The following is a 20,461-nucleotide window of genomic DNA, read 5'->3' on the forward strand; positions in this document are numbered from 1 at the left end:
ACATCGGAAAGCCGTATGAGGGAAAACCTCACGTACGGTTTGATGAGGAGGGGCTGAAATATTTCAGCCCTTTACTCTAGAGCGTTCACGTATGAAATATTGCGTGAGGCACTGTTCTGAGGCAGGAACAAGCATCCCCGCTAGTACAGGGCACTCTGGCCACGCAAACGCAAATAACTGGATTTTCTGTAGCTAATTCAAGCGAAATTACGCCATTTCACGAAATAACTGGATTTTCTCCCGCTATTTTCGACCAATTTCGTCAAATGAGGGTAGCGTCAAGAAGTTTGTGTAAAGGTCTTGTAGGGTTTATTCATCGGGACGATGAATTGGTTTTTTAGTTTAATGGATTCAGGGGGATCCCCCTGAAATTTTTGTATTTAATTCCCATTATTCTGAGACGTGCTCAGGCGCTTCATTCTCAGCTAGATTTGGTAAAGATGGATACCTGGTTTCAAAGAGCAACGCTAAAGCTTCTCTTGTTTTAGGGTCATTAAACCCTTGAATGACTCGGTTACCCCATCTTTCATTGTGAGCTACTGTATCCAAATAGATAATTTTTTCAGCAGCTTCAATATTGGTTAAACTGTTCATAGGACGTAACCTTTTTCTAAATTCTTTGTTGGTGCGCTCGATCGGATTGGATGTGTAGATGGCCTTCTTTATCATGGCAGGATATTTGTAAAACGTCAGCAACGTAGGCAGATTGGTCTCCCATGACTCCATCTCTTTGGGATACTGCTTCCCCCATTTCGCTTTCACCGTATCAAAACATGCCCTAGCAATTTCCTCATCCGGAGCATTGTAAATTGTTTTTAAATCATTTAGAAATTCCATCTTGTCTTTTACTCGAATCTTTGGAAACGTATTACGAACCTTGTGAACAACGCAGTGCTGCACATCGGCCTTTGGGTAGGCTTTTTTAAAGGCATCTTCAAGGCCGTTCAGCCCGTCAAATACACCTAAGAGCACTTCTGTTACCCCGCGTCGTTTGAGGTCTCCCAACACTCTCTAGAGGGCGTTCTTGCCAACGTTTTACGTCTTCGAGTACGGTGCTCGTGATGTTACTAATCGTAGTCGGCGAGTACTGCGTGCCAAACATACCCTCGATAAAGCGAGCCACATCACGCGTGCTCATACCGCCTTTATACATATGGATGACGGCCTCTTCGAGCCACCCATCGCGCCGCTGATACGGCTCAAAGAGCTGAGTTTGGAAGTCCCCTTTGCGGTCTCTTGGAACCTTCAAATCATCAATTTTCCCATACCGTGTATCGAGCGTGCGCTCGTAATAACCATTGCGGCTATTACGAATTTCAGGTTGTTCCACTTGAAGAAACTGGTTCATTTCTTCTTTCATGATCAGTTCAAGCTTTTCCTGGATCATTGTTTTCACAAGATTTTCTAGTAGATCGTTTAAAGTAGTTTGGGGTATAGTAGTCATTGAGTAGGGCTCCTTCTTGGTGGTGTGGTAATCCCGAGAATACCCTACTTTTTTGTCGTTCGCCTATACTCCAAATAATGGTACACTTCATCCAAATGAGACAGTTTAGGCGAAATTAGATGTAGAAAATCCATCTAAACTCCTCCAAAGGCTAGTTCTGCTCGGCAATAACTGTAGAAAATACAGTTAATCCTTAATAACTCCCAGCCGGAACGAAAAGGGTTCAGCAGCAAGGAGGGACGAGCGCTTCCATGGGATGACGGAGGTGCTTTTTTTCTTACATCCGGCTAAATAAACCGGAACCGATGCTGAGGTGGACAATCTCGGCATACAATGAATATACATATGATCCGTAATCTCATCCTGCTCTGTATAACTTCTTGAAAGTGATTAGAAGGGAGTGGTGAATTTGAACAAATGGCTGCTGGCTTTAACCTGTTGTATGGCGTTATTCACTGCGACGGCTGTCTTCGCATCGGATACCATTCAGATAGGCAGGCAAGTGAAGGTGAATGGCAAAGTGCTCGACACCCAAGTAGAAATAAGCCGTGATGGGACTACGTTAACCTCGACTCGGGCGATCGCGGAGGCGCTTGGTGCCAAGGTGTCTTGGAATGAATCAAGGAACACGGTTGAAATACATCGCGCGGAAGATACCATGACGTTCGATGAGAACCAAAGCTCCTACGCCAATTATGTATCCTTGCTGCTTCAAGGTAGATACAGTTTAAAGATTGAAATTATCGGAAAGAACCTCGGAGCTCGTTCAGATACGATGGTCGTGTTTGCAGACGGCTATGTGGATGTACCGGAAAATACGGATTATCAGAAACTGTTTCTCTTACTGCTAGCAGATCAAATAGGGGACTTACCCTTGGCTAAGGAGCAAGTCGAGTTCTGGTCGAATAAAGAGCTTGCCCAAACTTATGTAGCTGGGAAGTATATGAATGATCGATTAGAAGGATGGTCGGGGCTAGATGCTAGGTTTGGCTTGTTAACGAAAGAGGGAGGAAAGCTATCGCTTTCACATATTCTGAGTATCCATGAGCGCGACAGCGTCTCGATTGGCAAATATAAGCCCCAGTGACACCAAAGCCGTCCTTGCAGTGACCTGCGGACGGCTTTGTTATTGTGATTAGTTGCGGCTGCGTACGATCATCATAAGGCCGCCAACGACGATCAGTCCGATTGCGATGATGGAATTGTTATGGAAGAGCGTCCCGAAGATGGAACTGATGGAGAAGATCGCGAAGAACAGCAGCGACATCACGGTTAAGATGTTAATCGGAATAAGCAAAAATTTATTGCGACCGCCGAACCAATACAGTTCGAACAGGCCGACAGCAACAGCTAGCATGAAACCCGGCCACATCAGGTGCCAAATATCAAAAAGCGCGGAGATTTGGCACACGATACCTGCCGTTAGTAGAATACCGCCTGGAACTAGCACGCCTACGCCGCGTCGTTGCATGATGAAGAAGTACAACCAGTGGAAAAACAACCCGACGGGAATCACGAAGAGTGTCGGCCAGAAATATTGAAAAATAGTGCCAGAGCTGAACGAGACATCCCCTTTTAGAAACATAAAAACACCTAGCAGAATCAGGATCGGCCCGAGAAAGGCGCTGCGATTCATATTCATAGTCAATTTGTTCACTCCTATTGTTTGGATTCATTACTCTAAGAATACCATGATAGGGTACAAGTGTCTTCCGACTATAGGGAAGGTCGAAGATCGGTCTGAGGACTGATTTAACTGGAAAAAGTACAGCTAAACTCGCCGCTTTCCTCGCTTTCGGTAACTTAACTGTATTTCGTGTAGTTAATTGGACCGTATCTAGGTGCAGGGCCCGTAAATGGCGATTTTAACTGGAGGTTTTCCATTTAATCGTCCAGCGGGAGCGGAAATCGCGAAAATAGATGGAGGTTTTCCAGTTAATCCTGTTGGTCGATCACAAAGTTGCTACTAAGAGTGGCGGTTAGATGGTCAATGGGGGTTAGCAACTGCCAGAATTGCCTGCTGATCCAATACCAATCTGCTCAAGTTGCTGGAGGGAGGCTGGTCGTGCAATTGTTGGAGCAGCAGAATCCACGCACTCCCACATCCCCGCCACCAAAAAAGCCCCCTCCACGACGTGGAGGGGGCTTCTATACAAGGGGCAGAAGCTCCCATATACCCTTACTAGAAAAACTTCACGAGCTCATCCTTGATCTCGTCGTTCGAACCGCCAACCACCTTCTGGAACTGTGGTTTGTCGAACAGCGCTTGGATTTGCTCCGGATACGTCTGGGCAATTCCGCGCAGGCGGATCGACTCATCGAACTTCGCCGGATGCGCCGTGGACAAGGACACCGTTACCTCGCCAGAGACGGCGAGCTTATCAGCAGCTGCAACACCGCACGCCGTGTGCGGATCAAGCAGGTACTCGTATTTCGCGTGGTAGTCGCTGATCGTGTCGAGACACTCGTCGTTCTTCACGCCGTATGCAGCGAAATCAGCCTGTACAGTCTTCAGCTTGTCGGCTGGGATGACGACGCGGCCTTCGGCCTTGAACTGCTCCATGATCGCGTTAACAGCCGCAGCGTCTTCGCCGTACAAATAGAATAAGTAGCGCTCGAAGTTGCTCGCCACTTGAATGTCCATGGACGGGCTATACGTACCGCGGAACTCGCCTGGTTGATATACGCCTTCTTGTACGAATTTCTCAAGAATATTGTTTTCATTCGTAGCAAGAATAAGTTTATTGATGGGAAGTCCCATTTTCTGAGCCAAGTACCCAGCAAAAATATCGCCAAAATTCCCCGTCGGCACACTGAAATTCACCTTGCCAGCCTGCGCCTCTTGTGGCAGTTGGAAGTAAGCGTAGAAATAATACACCGTTTGCGCCAAAATGCGGGCAATGTTAATTGAGTTAATTGCGCGCAAATGGTAGCGGTGCTTGAACTCAACGTCTGCGAAAAGCTCCTTGATAATGCGTTGGCAATCATCGAAGGTACCTTCAACGGAAAGATTCAATACATTCTCATCATTGACGGTTGTCATTTGAAGCTCCTGCACCTTGCTGACCTTCTGGTGCGGGTGCAGGATACAAATACGGATGCCCTCTTTACCCCGGACACCTTCAATCGCAGAAGCTCCTGTATCACCGGAAGTAGCCCCGAGGATGTGAATGATGGAATTGGTTTTGCGTGAAACGTAGGAATACAGGTTGCCAAGGAATTGCAGCGCAATGTCCTTGAATGCAAATGTAGGTCCGTGGAACAATTCAAGCACGTACGTGTCATCGCTTAGGCGCTTAACAGGCGTGACTGCTTCGTCACGGAACGTTGCATAGCTTTCATCAACGAGTTGCTTCAGCTCATCGCGTGGAATTTCGTTGTTCACAAACAGAGAGAAAATCTCCAGAGCGAGCTCTGAATAGGAGAGCTTTGACCAGCTTTGAAGTGTGTCGGCAGATAGCTGCGGGAGGTGTTTCGGTACGAGTAGGCCGCCATCATTGGCCAATCCCATCAGGATCGCATCGATGAAGCCGATAGGTTCTACTTTGCCGCGAGTGCTAATGTATTCCATAGGAGTCCCCTTATACGATTGAATTTTCAGTTATTGTACCAAAAAACGGAACATTTGGACAGTGTACATCCATCACAGTGGCGTCTCCTTCCGAACAAAAACAGGCTGTCCCACAAGGACGGCCCGAAATTTTTACATATGGCATGTTCAAAATCTTACTCTTCTGCAGCAGCTACAACGATTTTCCAAGCGTTACTAATTGGTGGCAAGCTCTTGGTCATCATAGGCCCGTAAAATCCGATAACGTTCGCGCCTTTAACCAGCGTGGATTTGACAACGGGAATACCCTTACCGTCTACGATGGCTGTGTCAGCATTTATTGTAAGAACAACCTCATCTGGCGCATCTTCCGTAAGTCCCTCGCCTTTGACAAGAAGGCTGCCATCTTCGCGTATAGCTTCAATGACGCCAGACGTACCTAAAGCACCCTTATGGGCTGCTGTATCAAGGACCGTGATGTTGGAAGCAGATGTTTGTGGTGGCAAGCTCAACGTCATCGCTAAGGAATGCTCCGCAGTGATCGTCAATCCCACGTGAAGGTCAGCACGTGTCAGCTTCGAGCCGTCGAGCATTTGGTAGGTGGTATCGGGGCCAACATTGAGAACTATTCCATCTACTCCTGTACCTTGTATGTGAATTTGCGCGGTATCACCTGTTGTGCGAATGGAGGTAATGACACCGGTCGATTGCATTTGCTTAATTGCTTCTTTTATTGCGCTCCTGCTAAAGTCTCCTACGGCTGTATCGGGCTCCATTGCTTCTGTAGTACCTGCATAAGTTGCTCCTATTGTCAGCATGCTGGATAGAGTGAGGATCGCTAGTGTTTTTTTCATTATTTTCATCGTTGTTCTCTTCCTTTCTATATGCGAATATGATAAGATTCTGTTCTCATGATGTTCGTATCTGTGAGGAGGTTGCAGATGAGCCTGAAAGTTTCTTTATAACAAAGATCGGGTGTGGACTTCACTTCGCTTAAACTATAGAATCAATGAGTGTGCCAAGAAATTGTAAAGAGGTGGTAATGTTGTCTTTTGTTATGAAGCTTAGTTGGTTTTTCAAAGAGAGATGGAAGTATTATGTGCTCGCAGTCTCCCTCTTAATCGGTGTAAATATCTTAGCAACGATTCCGCCCAAAATGATTGGGAATATCATTGACCATATTCGTATGGGGAACTTAACAGCTTCCGGGCTTCATAATACGGTTTACTTGCTGATTGGCCTTTCGCTGCTTCTGTATGTCATGACCTATTTGTGGATCACGAACTTATTCGGGAACTCCGCTTTGGTGGAGAAGTTGCTTCGAGGACGCTTATTAACGCATTTGTCCAAAATGTCGCCACCCTTCTTCCAACGCAACACGACGGGACAGCTGATGGCGCTGGCGACGAATGATATCCTAGCCATTGGTCAAACCTCCGGGTATGGGGTGATGACGCTCGTCTCTACAATCGTCGGGGCATCTGTTGTCATCATTACGATGGTGTCGCTGATCTCCTTCAAGTTAATGCTTGCTGCGTTAATACCGTTGCCATTCCTAGCTGTAATGATTAATTTGTTAGGCAAAAAGGTGCGTACGCGCTTCCTTGCGGCTCAAGCCTCCTTCGGTGTGATGAATGATCATGCGCTGGAATCGATCTCCGGCATTCGAGTGATTCGTTCCTACGTGCAAGAAGCGCAGGATTTGAAAGCCTTCGATGACGTCACATCGGATGTGATGAACAAAAATCGCCGTGTATCGATGCTCAATGCTCTGTTCCAACCATTGACTTCGTTGATCGTAGGCCTCAGTTATTCAATCGGGATCGGATACGGGTCGTATCTCATGTTCCAAGGTGAAATCACGCTGGGACAGCTGATTTCATTCAATATTTACCTAGGTATGCTCATCTGGCCTATGATTTCCTTCGGTGAGTTTATTAACGTTCTGCAACGCGGCAGCGCCTCGGCAGATCGTCTCGATAAGGCGCTGATGCAGCAAGCAGATATTGTGGACGCTGAGAAGCTTGTCCATGTCGCTGTGCCTGAACGCATCGAGATGAACGATCTGACGTTCACCTATCCAACCGCGAATCATCCAAGTCTTGTTCATGTTTCCTTCGAGCTAACGCGGGGACAGACGCTTGGGATCGTAGGCAGGACGGGGAGCGGGAAGTCTACCCTTCTGAAGCAACTGCTTCGCCAGTATCCGATTGAGCCAGGCAAGTTAAATATCTCAGGTGTACCCATCGAGCAAATCGCCATCGATCAACTTAAACGTTGGGTCGCTTACGTGCCACAGGAACATCTGCTGCTATCCAAATCCATTCGCGACAATGTCGCATTAGGTAAACATACGGCTTCGCCAGAAGAGATTGCGCACGCCGTGGAGATGGCTTCTTTTACCCAAGATATTGCCCAAATGCCAGAAGGTTTAGCCACGATTGTAGGTGAGAACGGTGTGATGCTGTCCGGCGGACAGAAGCAACGTCTAGCGATTGCGCGTGCGCTATTGATTGATTCGGAGATATTGCTGCTCGACGACTCACTTTCTGCTGTAGATGCGCGTACGGAAAGTCGCATTCTCCAGCATATCCGCAAGGAACGTGCGGGGCGTACCACGCTCATTTCCACGCATCGACTGTCTGCAGTGAGCCATGCGAACTGGATTCTCGTTCTTGATGAGGGCAGAGTCATTGAAGAGGGCACCCATGAGGAGCTCATGCAGTTCGGTGGCTGGTACCGTGAACAGTGGGATCGTCAACAGATGGAAGCTAGTCTCGAGGATTGAGAACTTAGCCCATGCTTACGAAGATAGTTTTACTAAAGTAAAACTTTTAGGAGGACGTTTATTGTGTCTAAACCGACCACGGCCAGACGACTCATGTCTTATGCACTCGTCTACAAGTTCAGAATTCTCGGAGCGCTGCTCATTCTTTGCTGTTCAGTAGCTGCCGAGCTGGGCGGGCCTTATATAACGAAAACGATTATTGATAAGTATCTCTCAACCGGTGTGCATGAAATGGCGCCAGTGCTTAAACTGCTCGGCCTCTATATGGGCCTTTTGGTAACCGCTGGACTATGTAATTACTCCCAAGCTTATATCCTGCAATCTACGGCCTTACAGATCATTAAGAACATGCGGATGGACCTAATGGGCCACATTCAGCGTATTTCACTGCGTTATTTCGATAACACACCGATCGGCCAAGTCGTATCTCGTATTGCGAATGATACGGAAGCTGTCCGTGATCTGTTCATGAGCTTCATGGCCACGTTCGTTGTCAGCATGCTGCAATTGATCGGGATATATGTCGCGCTTTTCCTGCTGGATTGGCATCTAGCCATGTTCTGCTTGGTTTTGCCGCCGATTTTTGTGGTGATTATGTATGTTCATCTCAAATATTCGAAAATCTTCATCACCATCATGCGTGCCAGACTTAGCGATATGAACGCGATGATCAATGAATCGATCGTTGTGATGCCGATTATCCAGGCTTTTCGCCGCGAGAAAGTCACGTTGGATGAATTCGAAGTATTGAACATGGATCGTTATGTGAACCAACGGAAGCAATTTCAAATTTACGGTCTTTCCACACGGAATGTGGTTGGGACGATCGGCAGCTTGGTGACGGCGATGGTGATTTGGTATTTTGGCGGAAAATCCTTAGAGGCCGCTATTTCGTTCGGGGTGTTCTATGCGTTCATTGATTACTTAGGTCGGGTTTTTCAGCCGATCATTGGGATTTTCGATCAGTTGACGAATGCACAGCGTGCTTTTGTATCGGCGGAAAAGGTGTTCACGATTCTTGACATGGAAGGTCAAGACGTAGAGAAGGTTGGCCACGTACAGCGCCCTGAGGGCATCGTGAAGTTCGACCATGTCACCTTTGCGTATAAGGAAGGGGAGAACGTCTTGAAGGATATCTCCTTTGAGGCGCGAAAAGGGGAAACGATCGCCCTCGTCGGGCACACCGGCTCAGGCAAAAGCTCGATTCTGAACCTGCTCCTCGGCTTCTACGAGCCTGCTGAAGGCGCGATCACAATTGATGGCCAGGATATCAAGGGAATGTCCAAGCAAGCGCTGCGCAAGCATATGGGGATCGTGCTGCAGGATCCGTTCCTGTTCGCAGGGGACATCAAGTTCAACGTCAGCTTGTACAACCAGGACATCTCGCTCGACAGAGTGAAGGCTGCGTTACATGATGTTGGCGCTGCTGGCTTCATTGAGCAGTTGCCGAACGGCTACGACGAGCAAGTCGTCGAGCGGGGCAGCACGCTGTCCTCCGGCCAGCGGCAGTTGATCTCGTTCGCGCGTGCGCTGGCGTTCGATCCGTCGATCCTGATCCTCGATGAGGCGACAGCCTCCATCGACAGTGAGACGGAAGGGCTCATCCAGCGTGCGCTGAAGGTTGTGAGCGAAGGGCGGACGACACTCGTCATCGCGCATCGGTTGTCCACGATCCGCGATGCGGATCAAATTCTTGTGCTGCACCGCGGCGAGATCGCCGAGCGGGGCAATCACGAGACACTCATGGCGCTGGGCGGGCGCTATGCGAAAATGTACCAACTGCAGAAGGGTTCATCTGCAGTTGTAGGGTAAGGAAAGGCGCTTCCTCGGTTGCTGAGGAAGCGCCTTTTTGTGTGTAAGCGGGCCGCTGCGGGGGCGGCCGAAGCGCGCGGCCCCCGCAGCGGCCGCTAGTGTTAGGATGCGCTGCGGCCAAGGGCTTCTTTTTCGCGCGTGACATCTGCACGCTGCTCAGGATCGCCTCAATCCCGCCAGAAGAGGGTTACTCCAAGGGAGTGTGGCTGGCCGCACGCCACAATTCGTAACCATTTGGATTAACTGGAAAACCTCCATCTATTTTCGCGATTTTTGCTCCAATTGGACGATTAGCTGGAAAATATACAGTTAAAATCGCAGGTTTCGAGCTAAACAGCTAGATACAGACAAATTAGCTGTAGGAAATACAGTTAAGTTATCGAGAGCGAGGGAAATGTCGAAATTAGATGTACTTTTTACAGTTAACATGTGGGAAGAGGAGTAAGTGTGGGGACAACTGAGAGAGATAGGGTGCTAGAGGAATGTGTTAGTGGTGTATGAGAGTGAGAGTTGGAGTGAGTATTGAAGTTTTGGAGGATGGGGCGATGGCGTGCAGAGTGATGGAAGAAGAAGTAGACGAAGAGAAGTAGGAGCTGCGCTAAGAAGTAGAAGAAGTAGAAGAAGAGAAGTAACACCTATGCTAGTGGGAAAAGTATACGAAGATGAGTAGGAGTACAATAAAAATAGAGGTGGATGTAGCAAAAATAGAATAGTAATAGTAATAATAATAGTAATAGTAGACGAAGATGCTTCTACAGCTACCTGAGCAAAGCAGCCTTAAACCAAATTTGTTTAAAACAAGCAACTCTCAACAGAGGCTCAAGCCCACCAAATTACGATATCCAGCAGTAGTTGTTACAATAAAAAACCAGCGGCAAGCACAGACTTATATTCAAGTCTAGCTTGCTGCTGGTTTTACTTTTATTTACTTCAATTTAGGGTCCCGCAGATAGGTCCACAGCATCAAAACGAAGCCTGCCGCGGTCAATCCAGCACCGATCCAAGGTAAGGAAGATAAACCGATGTGGGTAATCGCCCAACCGCCGAGAAATGCACCGCCTGCATTACCGAGATTCAACGCAGAATGCGTTGAGGTGGCTGCCAGTTCTGGTGCGTCTTTGGCCAGATTCATGATGCGGATCTGCAGCCCAGGCAAAATCCCGAATGCAGCAATGCCCCATATGAATATGGTGATAATCGCAGCAACCGGGAATTGATCGGTGTACGCGAATACGGCTAGAATAAGCGCTAACGCTGCGAAGTTGCCGATCAAGGACGGCATGAGTTTCCAGTCTGCCATTTTGCCACCAACAATGTTGCCCAAAGTGACACCAAAGCCGAACAAGATGAGAATCCACGTTACACTGCTCTCTTTGAACCCTGTGATGTTGATTAGGATAGGTGCGATGTAGGTGAACACTGCGAACAAGCTGCTGCATCCCAACGCACCGATTAGAAAGACGAGCAATAATTGCGGCTGTAACAGAGCGCGAACCTGCCGCACAAGGCTGCTATTGGTTTTCTGAGTAATTTTTGGAATGAAAATAAGGATACCAATGAAAGAGATAATCCCCATGATGACAACCGAACCGAAGGATGCCCGCCAGCCGAGATGTTGACCGATGTAGGTGCCAAGCGGTACGCCAAGGATATTCGCGATGGTTAGTCCCGCCATCATGACCGAGATAGCACTAGCCCTCTTCTCAGGCCGAACTAGATTCGCCGCGATCACTGAGCCGACTCCGAAGAAGGTACCGTGAGCCAAAGCCGTAACCAATCTAGCTACGAGTACGATGCCATAGGACGGAGCTAGGGCAGCTAAGCCGTTTCCTAGGATGAAGATGAGCATTAGTATGAGTAGAAGGCGCTTCTGCGGGAGCTTATGAGTCAACATAGCGAGAATCGGAGCTCCGAATGCCACACCAAGTGCATAACCCGTAATCAATTGCCCCGCTTGCGAAATGCTAACATTCAAGTCATCAGCCACATTGGGCAGAATTCCCATAATAACGAACTCAGTCATACCGATGGCGAAAGCGCCGACCGTTAAGGAGAAAAGGGAGATAGGAAACCGCTCTTTCAAGGTGGCTGTCCCTTGTAAAGCTTGTGAAGTGTTCATTAGTGCGTAGAACCCACCTTTCTATCTTAAAGGTTTAATCATACCACGATACGAGTCGGAAAAGGTGTGACAGTCTGTTCATTATTTTTCCATTTGTATAGGGAGACTGACAAGGGCAAACTGATTTAGGCTATATAAGGATAAGATTGAGTTGATGAAAATACTTGTTGACATTTATCTCTAAATAGAGTATCTTTAAATAAAGATAAACGAAGCAAACAAAAGAAATGAGGTGAAGCGACATGAGCGAAGCAAAAAATCATTCTTTGGATCTCTACATTGCCCTTTCTAGAGCAAGTGAGTGGGTGAATGCCCACGGGGATCGAGATATTCGCAAACATGGACTGAACCGCACAGAGTTTGGTGTACTAGAACTGCTTTACCACAAGGGAGCGCAAGCGATTCAACAAATTGGCAGTAAAGTATTGATGAGTAGTGGGAACATTACTTATGTTGTCGATAAGCTAGTCAAGAAAGAATTCGTTATACGCAATACTTCAACGGAAGATCGCAGATTGATTTTTGCTGAAATTACGGAAAAAGGGAAACAATTTATTGAGGATGTTTTTCCTAAACATGCCGAAGTGATCGAGAGCGCAGTAGCAGGATTAACAGAGGAAGAGAAGCAGTTAGCAAGTCAACTGTTGAAGAAGCTTGGCAGGTATGCGCAGGAAGGGTTCAAGTAGTAACGAGTGGTTATTAGCTCAGAACGAAAGGACTTCCGTGTTTAAAAAAGCAATATCGCACGCAAACTATCTTAAAATAAAGATTCTTAAATATGAAGGAGTTGGCTATTATGACAACAACACAACAACAAACCGCAGGTATCCACCATATCACCGCTTTCGTACAACATGCACAGGCAACTGTTGATTTCTATGCAGGTATTCTAGGACTACGCTTGATCAAAAAAACAATTAATTTCGATGCACCAGAAGTGTACCATCTCTATTTCGGTAATGAAGCAGGCAGCCCAGGCACGATCATTACCTTCTTCCCTTACGCGGGATCTCGCAAAGGTCGGGTCGGCGGTGGTCAAGTCGGCATCACAACGTATGCTGTGCCAACAGGCAGCCTATCATTCTGGGAAGCACGCTTAACCCAATTCGATGTTGCTTATGAGAAAAATTCCCGATTTGGCGAAACTTATGTACAGTTCAAAGATCCAGACGGTCTACGACTGGAGATTGTGGAGCGCGAGCAGGGTACACCAAGTCAGTGGGCGTTTGGCGGTGTGCCGGTGGATAAAGCAATCAAAGGCTTTGGCGGGGCTGTTCTCTACAGCACAGCACCTGACAAAACTTCTGACCTGCTTGTGAATGTCATGGGTCTGACAAAAGTAGGTCAAGAAGGCGCCTATGCACGCTTCACTTCTTTCGGCGACTTGGGTAACATCATCGATATCAATGTAACGCCAATGGATTATGGCGCTGGCGGTGCGGGAACAGTCCACCATATCGCATGGCGGGCAAAAGATGATGCTGAGCATGCGCTATGGAGAAGCCACGTAGCGAGCAACGGTTACCACCCTACACCAATCGTGGATCGTCAATATTTCAACGCGATTTATTTCCGTGAAGAAGGCGGCATCCTGTTTGAAATTGCTACGGATCCTCCAGGATTCGCAAGAGATGAAGCACCAGAGGCGCTTGGTGAGAAATTAATGCTGCCAGAATGGTACGAAGCAAGCCGCGATCAAATCGTGAAAAATTTGCCGCCAATCGAAGTGCGGGTATTGGAAGGTGACGAGCAATGAGACATATCTTTCAGCAAGGATCTGATGTGACTGCACCCGTGCTCGTTCTGTTTCACGGAACGGGCGGGACCGAGCAAGATCTGCTCCCGTTGGCGCAGGCGATTTCACCAACCTCCTCCGTACTTAGCGTACGGGGGAACGTCCTAGAGAACGGCATGCCGCGGTTCTTCCGGAGGCTGGCTGAGGGTATCTTCGACGAGGAAGATCTCATCTTCCGTACGAAGGAAGTTTACGATTTCCTCGATGCAGCAGCCATCGAGCATGGCTTCGATCGCAGCAACGTCGTTGCGATCGGCTACTCTAACGGAGCGAACATCGCCGGCAGCCTCCTGTTCCACTATCCGAATGCGCTTCGCGCAGCCATTCTGCATCATCCGATGGTGCCGCGGCGCGGCATCCAGCTGCCTGATCTCACAGACACCCCTATATTCATCGGGGCTGGCAAGAACGACCCGATCTGCTCCCCAGAGGAATCGGAAGAGTTAGAACGCCTGCTGAGCGCTGCTGGATCGGATGTTCATGTGCACTGGGAAAATTCAGGCCATCAATTGACGCGCTCTGAGGTTTTTGCCGCAGCAGAGTGGCTTCAAGGAATCTCACTCTAAGAGAAGAAGAGGGGGAAGGTCGCCATGGCCGCCATGCTAGGCATTGATCCATCCGCACAAAGCGAACGAGAGAACTATAAGCTGCTGATTGGCAGCATTATTCCGAGGCCGATTGCTTTCGTCTCGACCTTATCTACGGAAGGTGTGCTGAACGCCGCGCCTTTTAGCTATTTCACCATCGTGACGGCAGATCCGCCGATGGTTGCCGTTTCCGTGCAGCGGAAGCAGGGTGTCCGGAAGGACACCTCCCGCAACGCGGTCGATATAGGAGAATTCGTCGTGCATATTGCAGACGAATCCTATATCGACCAGATCAATCAGACCGCCGCTGCGCTGCCGCCGGAGGAGAGCGAAGTGACGTTGGCGGGGCTAACGCCCGTCGCGAGCAGCCAGATCGGCGTTCCGGGCATCGCCGAAGCCAGCATCCGCATGGAATGCGTGCTGGAGCAGGTGATTCCGCTTGGCGGAACACCTGATGCACCTGCGGCAGATTTGCTAATCGGACGTGTCCTTTATTTTCACATCGATGAGAACTTAGTTGACAACGGACGTATTGATCCGCAGCAGCTAAGACCAGTAAGTCGATTAGCGGGCAATTCTTATGCGAAGCTTGGCGAGCTGTTTGAGATAGATCGCCCCCTATAAAGTAGAGACGAAAAGCTTCGTTCTAGCGCAGAACGAGAGGCGATTCGTCTCTTTTGTTGTTGGAGTAGGAGCCTAGGCAGACAGCTTATGGGTAGACAAGTGCTGTGGAATAACGTTATGCCACACGCTTATGTAAACTCATGCGATACCGCACCTTATCAGGGCAGATCATCCCCTCTGAAGTCGACTTTTTTGCAAAGAAATTCATCCCGAAAGGTCGGCATAGCACGTTCCCTGTAGCGATTTACTTATATTGCATTTTACAAAAGGGAACCTCCGCACGTATGCTGAGTTAGCAATGTAATATTTGTTGCCCTATAACGGGAACTTATTTCGATTCGCAACGTACTACTTCAAGGGATTTAACTTACACAATTCGACACGACGCGAAGAGAGGGAGTTCTAACAGGATGAAGCATGAGGATAAGGGTGGGTGGCGGAAAGATATCGCGCCTTACGAAAGACCACATATGAAGCATAGTGTGTGGCAAATCATTAATACAGTGGGACCCTTTTTCGTGCTTTGGTATTTTGCTTTTCTAAGTCTTTCTGTTTCCATTTGGCTGACTCTTGTGATGGATGTAATAGCCGCGGGATTTTTGATCCGCATATTTATCATTTTTCATGATTGCTGTCATAAATCCTTTTTCAAAAACAAACTAGCCAACGAAATCGTCGGCACACTAACCGGAATATTAACCTTCGTACCGTACCATCAATGGCGCCATACGCATTCCGTTCACCATGCATCGAGTGGTAACTTGGATAAAAGAGGCGTTGGTGACATCTGGACGCTTACCGTGGATGAATATATGCAAGCAACATGGCTCAAACGAATGACATACCGCCTATATCGCAGTCCGTTTGTGATGTTTATTATCGGTCCGATCTTCATCTTCTTGATTGATTACCGGTTTAACCGCCGGAAGGCAGGCATGAAAGAAAGAATGAATACGTATATCACCAATATTGGTATTGTGGGCAGCATTGCTCTGCTATGTTGGGGGATCGGCTGGCAGTCGTTCTTGCTGATTCAAGGACCGATGTTCTTCTTCTCGGGAATGGCGGGCATTTGGCTGTTCTACGTACAGCATAACTATGAAGAAACGTACTACGAGAATGATGAAGAGTGGGATTACGTGAAAGCTGCGATGCATGGCAGTTCATTCTACAATTTGCCACGTGTTCTACATTGGATTACAGGCAATATTGGTTATCACCATATTCATCATTTAAGCCCGCGCGTGCCTAATTATCATTTGGAAAAGGTGCACAATACAAACGCAGCACTTCGTAAAGTGCAGACGATAACATTGAAAACGAGTCTAGAATCTCTGAAATTCCGTATCTGGAACGAAGAGTCTAAGAAGTTCATCCAGTTCAAGGATTTGAAGCATTTCCAGGGGAACAGCGTGAAAGTGAAGCCGCGTATAATGAAAGCTGTTGATGTTGAATGAGTAAGATGTGTCCGACCTGTGATTATTTAGCGGGTGGGGCACCTTTTTTTATCGAAATAGCGTTGAAATGCCCAATTGGGCACGGTATAATCCATCTATGACGTCAAAAAGTGAACAGGTGTTTATTAATGCAAATTTTAAAAGATGAAGTGAAAAACAGCATCCGCCAAGCAGCCTTGGCCGAGTTCAAGAAGCATGGCTACTTGAAAGCCTCTATTCGACAAATTGCAGATGCCGCAGGCATCACACCTGGCAACATCTATCGCTATTTTAAGAGCAAGGATGATCTGTTCGATGAGCTTATTCAACCCATTCAGGAGCAATTAACTGAAGTACTTCGGGTGTGCAAGCAAGAGGTAGATAACACCTTGTGTACGGCCCTATCCGATCACTTGCTAATCCTGCGTCGAATTGATGCCTCTCTGATGCTGCTCTTCAAGGAGTCCAGCACTGAGCTTACCATTCTGCTGAATCTGAGCGAAGGTTCTCAATTTGCTTCAGTGAAACAAGACCTGATTACGCTGGTTCATCAGATTATCTCGGAAGTTTTTACAGCGGAATTAGCGCCAACAGGCACACTGCCTCTGAGAGATCAATTATCCGCGCGCATGATTGCGACGACGATGATTGAGAGTATATGTTTGATTTTGCGTGACCACGAAGATGGCGATACGATTAAAATGCTAGTTGATGAACTGTTGTACCTGTTTTGCACGGGTATTTCAGAAAAAATAAAGTTAGCACAAGCATAAAATTTTTTGACTCAATAATGAACGCTTGTTTACTAACAGAGTGGAGGAGAAAGTAAGATGAAATCCATTATTAAATGGCGCTGGGCAATTCTGGCCGTGTGGTTGGTGGCGACCGTATTGCTGACGGTTTTCCAGCCTAATGTGAATGCGATCCTGGGACTAAGAGGACAGGATCCGCTGCGGAGTGACGCACCTTCCAAGGTGGCTTCAACGATCCTGAACAAAATTAATGGGGTGGAGGGCACGAGTGATATCGTGGTTTTCCATAACCCGAATAAGCTGTCAGATGCGGATATGAAGGCAATCGAGGCCGGCATTACGAATTTGAAAAGTCATCAAGATGGGCTTGGCTTCAATCAGTTGATTGATCCATTTACGATGCCAGAGGCGAAGTCTTCACTTATTTCCGAGGATGGCACGACGTTGATGGCGAGCTTTTCGTTGGATAAGAGAGGGCGCCACGTCGAGGACATCAAGGTGGAGTTTGAAGATGTGTTGAAAGACGTGAAGGTGGAGTATTACCTCTCGGGGGAGGACTTCATTCAGGATGATTATATTAAGACCTCCGAGTCAGGTGTTGAAAAAAGCGCCGCGTTAACGGTCATTTTCATCCTAGCTGTCTTGGTCATTATGTTCCGTTCCGTCATTATTCCAGTGGTTTCCTTGCTGGCGGTTGGTATTTCGTACCTCGTATCCATGGGGATTGCCGCGCAGCTCATCGATAAGTTTAATTTCCCAGTGACGAGTGTCACTCAAATGCTGTTGATCTTAATTCTTTTCGGAATTGGGACCGATTATAACATTCTCTTATTCAATCGATTCAAAGAGGAATTATCCCACGGCCTATCCGTGGATGAAGCGATCATTGTGACCTACCGCACGGCGGGTAAAACGATTTTTTACAGCATTTTGACCGTATTTATTGCGTTTGCTGCATTGACCCTATCCGATTTCGGTATCTATCAATCAGGTAACGTAGTTGCCATCGGTACGGCGATTCTCTTGCTCCAAATCGTAACGGTGACGCCATTTTTCATGAAAATGCTCGGGAATAAGCTCTTCTGGCCATCCAAAGGAACAACTGGGCATAAGGAGAGTAAGTTCTGGGCGGGCTTGACGAAAATCGCGGTGAAAAGACCAATTATTACGACGGTTATCATTCTCATTATCACGATACCGCTCGCGCTTGCGAATCATCAGAAGCTATCTTTTGACCAGTTAAAAGAGCTTGGAAATGACCACCCTTCCACCAAAGGGTTTAGCCTTGTGGCAGATCATTTCAGCCGTGGTCAGGCGCTGCCAACGATGGTTGTTATTGAAAATGACAAACCGCTTAATACGAATGAAGGTTTAGCAGCAATTGATAAGGTAACGGAGAAGCTGAAAACCATTCCAGGTATCGATATGGTATCCAGTGTGACTCAGCCGCAATCGAAACCGATAGATGAATTCTATATTTCGACTCAAACGAAGACGGTTGCCGACGGCATTACAGCCTCACAGAAAGGTGTCAATCAAATTCGTGATGGACTCACGTTGATGCAAAGTAAGCTGGAGGTGCCTGATACGTCGAGTGTTGGCCAACTGGTAGATGGCACGGGTCAGGTGCAGGATGGTTATAGTAAGCTAACGACCGCGCTGGATCAAGTAGCTAGCGGTATTGCGCAAGGTGCTGGCGGTGCAGGAGAGCTCAGTACGGGGATTGCTGCACTGAAAGATGGCATGAATCAAATCGAAAGTAATACGGGTAAAATCAATGATGGGTTGACCCAGCTTGGGCAAGGCTATAGCGCCATGGCAGATGGCTACAGCCAAATCGAGGGGCAGCTTACAGGTATACAGCAAGGACTTGTTGGGATGAATGGGCTCATTGGCGGGCTTGGCAGCAAGTACAGCCAACTGGCGACCGACGCGGATTACATCAAGCTGAAGCAAACGGGTGAAGGTCTTGCCTCCGGCTTGACGCAGTTAAGCGGCGGACTTGGAGAGCTTGGCAAGAACACAGCCAAGCTGAACAGTGCTTTCGTAGATGCGACGCAAGGCCTAGCGCAAGTGAACGGCGCGCAGGCACAGCTAGCCGCGGGACTTGCGCAGCTAGAGAGCGGAGCCGCTGAGCTCACGCAAGGGCTGAAGCAAGGCAGCGCGGGCAGCCGCGAGATCGCTGCAAACATGGCGAAGCTGAATGCTGCGCTAGGCAGTGTCAAAGACGGTCAGCAGAAGCTGAGCGAAGGCTTGTCAGGTCTCAGCGGCGGTATGGGCCAGCTGAAGGACGGACTTGGCCAGAGCGGCAACGGACTCGGTGACGTGTCCGAGGGGTTGGGCAAGACGAGTCAGTTCTTGACGCAGCTGAACGGCTCGAAAACGTTCTTCATCCCGAAAGAAGCGCTGTCGAGCGCGGATTTCGGCAAGTCCTTGGACAGTTTCATGTCCAAGGATCGGACGATGACGAAGATGATCGTCATCTTGAAGGATGATCCGTATTCATCGGCGGCGATGGATACGATTGAAGCAATTAACGCGGAGCTTGCTGCCAGCGTGAAGGGCACTGTTCTTGAGCAAGCGAAGGTCGGCGCGGCAGGACCGAGCTCGACGACGTACGACACGAACAAGGCGCAGCTGAAGTCGTTCAATAGCACCGCGATTATCGTCATCATCGGTGTGTTCATCGTCTTGCTGTTCGTTATCCGTGCCTTCTGGCCAGCCGTCTACATCATCCTAAGCCTAGTGATTTCTTACTACGTGGCGATGACGGCGACGAATGTCGTAACAGATAAAATCATCGGTGCCGATGGTGTTTCCTCCTTCGTACCGTTCTTCTCCTTCATCATTATTATTGCTGTCGGCGTCGACTACAGCATCTTCCTGATGATGCGGTACAAAGAGCTTGGTGACCTATCGCCTTCGAAGGCGATCGTGCAAGCCGCCAAGCACATCGGCGGCGTGGTCATCTCGGCGATGATCATCCTTGGCGGAACTTTCGCCACGCTCGTACCATCCGGCCTCGTGCTGTTGATCGAGCTAGCGGTGGCCGTAATCGTCGGCCTCATCGTGCTCTGCTTCATTTTGCTGCCGATGCTGCTGCCTGCTTTGCTGGCTATGCCAGAAGCACTACGCGCGAAGCGCGGCGTCAGCGCGCACAAAGTGTCGACGGAGAGTCGCACGGCGTAAGAACCGTAGTATAAAATTGAAAGTGCCCCTCCACTTATTGTGGGAGGGCGCTTTTTTGGCGTGTAAAAAGTTAAACACAAAGTGTTGATTGGATAAAACTAGAAGTAAAAGCAGAACCTACTCGTAAAACAAATGGGGGATGGCTATGATTTCTCTGATTGTTGCTCTTATTCTGTTTGTAATCGGCTATCCCAAAAAACGTGCTCGCCAGCAAGATCATAGAATTGTTCCTGCTTATGTTACCTTGTTGCTGATCGCTCTCATTTTTGCTGTCCTACATGCAACTGGAACCTCTTATGTTCTAACGACTGCTCTACAAAATGCAATGAATAGAATTATGGAAAAGGTAGGCGGATAGTTTGTCA

General features: G+C 48.1%; 15 protein-coding genes and 1 pseudogene. 11 read left to right on the forward strand and 5 right to left on the reverse strand.

Translation table 11 applies throughout. From position 1 onward, the window contains the following. Positions 1 to 390: 390 nt before the first annotated feature. Positions 391 to 1,444 (reverse strand): annotated as a pseudogene (locus tag A8708_RS00945) (IS256 family transposase). 409 nt (positions 1,445 to 1,853) lie between these two features. Between A8708_RS00945 and A8708_RS00950 the strand changes: the two are divergent. After that, a complete protein-coding gene (locus tag A8708_RS00950; protein WP_157264495.1) occupies positions 1,854 to 2,531 on the forward strand; it encodes a stalk domain-containing protein in 678 nt (225 codons plus the stop codon). Between the two features lie 48 nt (positions 2,532 to 2,579). Here the strand turns inward: A8708_RS00950 and A8708_RS00955 are convergent, their stop codons facing one another. From A8708_RS00955 to A8708_RS00965, 3 genes are all read right to left on the reverse strand, one after another. Then, positions 2,580 to 3,086: a hypothetical protein gene (locus tag A8708_RS00955; RefSeq protein WP_239696480.1), complete on the reverse strand. Its 507-nt coding sequence runs from the start codon at positions 3,084 to 3,086 to the stop codon at positions 2,580 to 2,582. Between the two features lie 540 nt (positions 3,087 to 3,626). Continuing rightward, positions 3,627 to 5,015, reverse strand: coding sequence for a threonine synthase (thrC, locus tag A8708_RS00960; protein WP_068661672.1), 1,389 nt, complete (start codon positions 5,013 to 5,015; stop codon positions 3,627 to 3,629). Between the two features lie 155 nt (positions 5,016 to 5,170). Then, complete coding sequence (locus tag A8708_RS00965; protein WP_068661673.1) at positions 5,171 to 5,857, reverse strand: hypothetical protein; 687 nt, start codon at positions 5,855 to 5,857, stop codon at positions 5,171 to 5,173. Between the two features lie 179 nt (positions 5,858 to 6,036). Here A8708_RS00965 and A8708_RS00970 point away from each other — a divergent pair, with 179 nt between their 5' ends. Further along, positions 6,037 to 7,782 carry an ABC transporter ATP-binding protein gene (locus A8708_RS00970; protein ID WP_068661674.1) on the forward strand — a complete coding sequence of 582 codons (1,746 nt, stop codon included), beginning with the start codon at positions 6,037 to 6,039 and terminating at the stop codon, positions 7,780 to 7,782. A 93-nt stretch (positions 7,783 to 7,875) separates the two neighbouring features. Beyond that, positions 7,876 to 9,594, forward strand: coding sequence for an ABC transporter ATP-binding protein (locus A8708_RS00975; protein ID WP_068661699.1), 1,719 nt, complete (start codon positions 7,876 to 7,878; stop codon positions 9,592 to 9,594). Between the two features lie 925 nt (positions 9,595 to 10,519). On the opposite strand, the gene A8708_RS00980 is transcribed toward A8708_RS00975, so the two are convergent. Continuing rightward, positions 10,520 to 11,713, reverse strand: coding sequence for an MFS transporter (locus A8708_RS00980; RefSeq protein ID WP_068661675.1), 1,194 nt, complete (start codon positions 11,711 to 11,713; stop codon positions 10,520 to 10,522). Positions 11,714 to 11,955: 242 nt separating this feature from the next. On the opposite strand from A8708_RS00980, the gene A8708_RS00985 reads away from it, so the two are divergent. The 8 genes from A8708_RS00985 to A8708_RS01020 all read left to right on the forward strand — a co-directional run bounded on the left by A8708_RS00985 (position 11,956) and on the right by A8708_RS01020 (position 20,454). Continuing rightward, positions 11,956 to 12,399: a MarR family winged helix-turn-helix transcriptional regulator gene (locus A8708_RS00985; protein WP_068661676.1), complete on the forward strand. Its 444-nt coding sequence runs from the start codon at positions 11,956 to 11,958 to the stop codon at positions 12,397 to 12,399. A 110-nt stretch (positions 12,400 to 12,509) separates the two neighbouring features. Then, positions 12,510 to 13,469 carry a ring-cleaving dioxygenase gene (locus A8708_RS00990; protein ID WP_068661677.1) on the forward strand — a complete coding sequence of 320 codons (960 nt, stop codon included), beginning with the start codon at positions 12,510 to 12,512 and terminating at the stop codon, positions 13,467 to 13,469. After that, positions 13,466 to 14,074 (forward strand): alpha/beta hydrolase, encoded by a 609-nt coding sequence (locus A8708_RS00995; RefSeq protein ID WP_068661678.1) that lies wholly within the window; start codon positions 13,466 to 13,468, stop codon positions 14,072 to 14,074. Before A8708_RS00990 ends, A8708_RS00995 begins: the two co-directional genes overlap by 4 nt. Before the next feature lie 33 nt (positions 14,075 to 14,107). Then, complete coding sequence (locus A8708_RS01000; RefSeq protein ID WP_068661700.1) at positions 14,108 to 14,719, forward strand: flavin reductase family protein; 612 nt, start codon at positions 14,108 to 14,110, stop codon at positions 14,717 to 14,719. 410 nt (positions 14,720 to 15,129) lie between these two features. Then, entirely contained in the window at positions 15,130 to 16,176 is a 1,047-nt protein-coding gene (desA, locus tag A8708_RS01005; protein ID WP_068661679.1) for a Delta(5) desaturase DesA, read from the forward strand. 128 nt (positions 16,177 to 16,304) lie between these two features. After that, positions 16,305 to 16,928: a TetR/AcrR family transcriptional regulator gene (locus A8708_RS01010; protein ID WP_068661680.1), complete on the forward strand. Its 624-nt coding sequence runs from the start codon at positions 16,305 to 16,307 to the stop codon at positions 16,926 to 16,928. A 57-nt stretch (positions 16,929 to 16,985) separates the two neighbouring features. Further along, complete coding sequence (locus A8708_RS01015; protein ID WP_068661681.1) at positions 16,986 to 20,096, forward strand: MMPL family transporter; 3,111 nt, start codon at positions 16,986 to 16,988, stop codon at positions 20,094 to 20,096. Between the two features lie 145 nt (positions 20,097 to 20,241). Continuing rightward, entirely contained in the window at positions 20,242 to 20,454 is a 213-nt protein-coding gene (locus tag A8708_RS01020; RefSeq protein ID WP_068661682.1) for a hypothetical protein, read from the forward strand. The last annotated feature ends 7 nt before the right edge of the window (positions 20,455 to 20,461 follow it).

The sequence above is a fragment of the Paenibacillus oryzisoli genome, assembly GCF_001653565.1.
GTDB classification, from domain to species: Bacteria; Bacillota; Bacilli; order Paenibacillales; family NBRC-103111; genus Paenibacillus_E; species Paenibacillus_E oryzisoli.

What these genes read in the sequence shown, in the direction of transcription:
- A8708_RS00955 (WP_239696480.1), bottom strand. Translation starts at nt 3,086, where the DNA reads ATGAATATGAATCGCAGCGCCTTTCTCGGGCCGATCCTGATTCTGCTA.
- thrC (WP_068661672.1), bottom strand. Translation starts at nt 5,015, where the DNA reads ATGGAATACATTAGCACTCGCGGCAAAGTAGAACCTATCGGCTTCATC.
- A8708_RS00965 (WP_068661673.1), bottom strand. Translation starts at nt 5,857, where the DNA reads ATGAAAATAATGAAAAAAACACTAGCGATCCTCACTCTATCCAGCATG.
- A8708_RS00970 (WP_068661674.1), top strand. Translation starts at nt 6,037, where the DNA reads ATGTTGTCTTTTGTTATGAAGCTTAGTTGGTTTTTCAAAGAGAGATGG.
- A8708_RS00975 (WP_068661699.1), top strand. Translation starts at nt 7,876, where the DNA reads ATGTCTTATGCACTCGTCTACAAGTTCAGAATTCTCGGAGCGCTGCTC.
- A8708_RS00980 (WP_068661675.1), bottom strand. Translation starts at nt 11,713, where the DNA reads ATGAACACTTCACAAGCTTTACAAGGGACAGCCACCTTGAAAGAGCGG.
- A8708_RS00985 (WP_068661676.1), top strand. Translation starts at nt 11,956, where the DNA reads ATGAGCGAAGCAAAAAATCATTCTTTGGATCTCTACATTGCCCTTTCT.
- A8708_RS00990 (WP_068661677.1), top strand. Translation starts at nt 12,510, where the DNA reads ATGACAACAACACAACAACAAACCGCAGGTATCCACCATATCACCGCT.
- A8708_RS00995 (WP_068661678.1), top strand. Translation starts at nt 13,466, where the DNA reads ATGAGACATATCTTTCAGCAAGGATCTGATGTGACTGCACCCGTGCTC.
- A8708_RS01000 (WP_068661700.1), top strand. Translation starts at nt 14,108, where the DNA reads ATGCTAGGCATTGATCCATCCGCACAAAGCGAACGAGAGAACTATAAG.
- desA (WP_068661679.1), top strand. Translation starts at nt 15,130, where the DNA reads ATGAAGCATGAGGATAAGGGTGGGTGGCGGAAAGATATCGCGCCTTAC.
- A8708_RS01010 (WP_068661680.1), top strand. Translation starts at nt 16,305, where the DNA reads ATGCAAATTTTAAAAGATGAAGTGAAAAACAGCATCCGCCAAGCAGCC.
- A8708_RS01015 (WP_068661681.1), top strand. Translation starts at nt 16,986, where the DNA reads ATGAAATCCATTATTAAATGGCGCTGGGCAATTCTGGCCGTGTGGTTG.
- A8708_RS01020 (WP_068661682.1), top strand. Translation starts at nt 20,242, where the DNA reads ATGATTTCTCTGATTGTTGCTCTTATTCTGTTTGTAATCGGCTATCCC.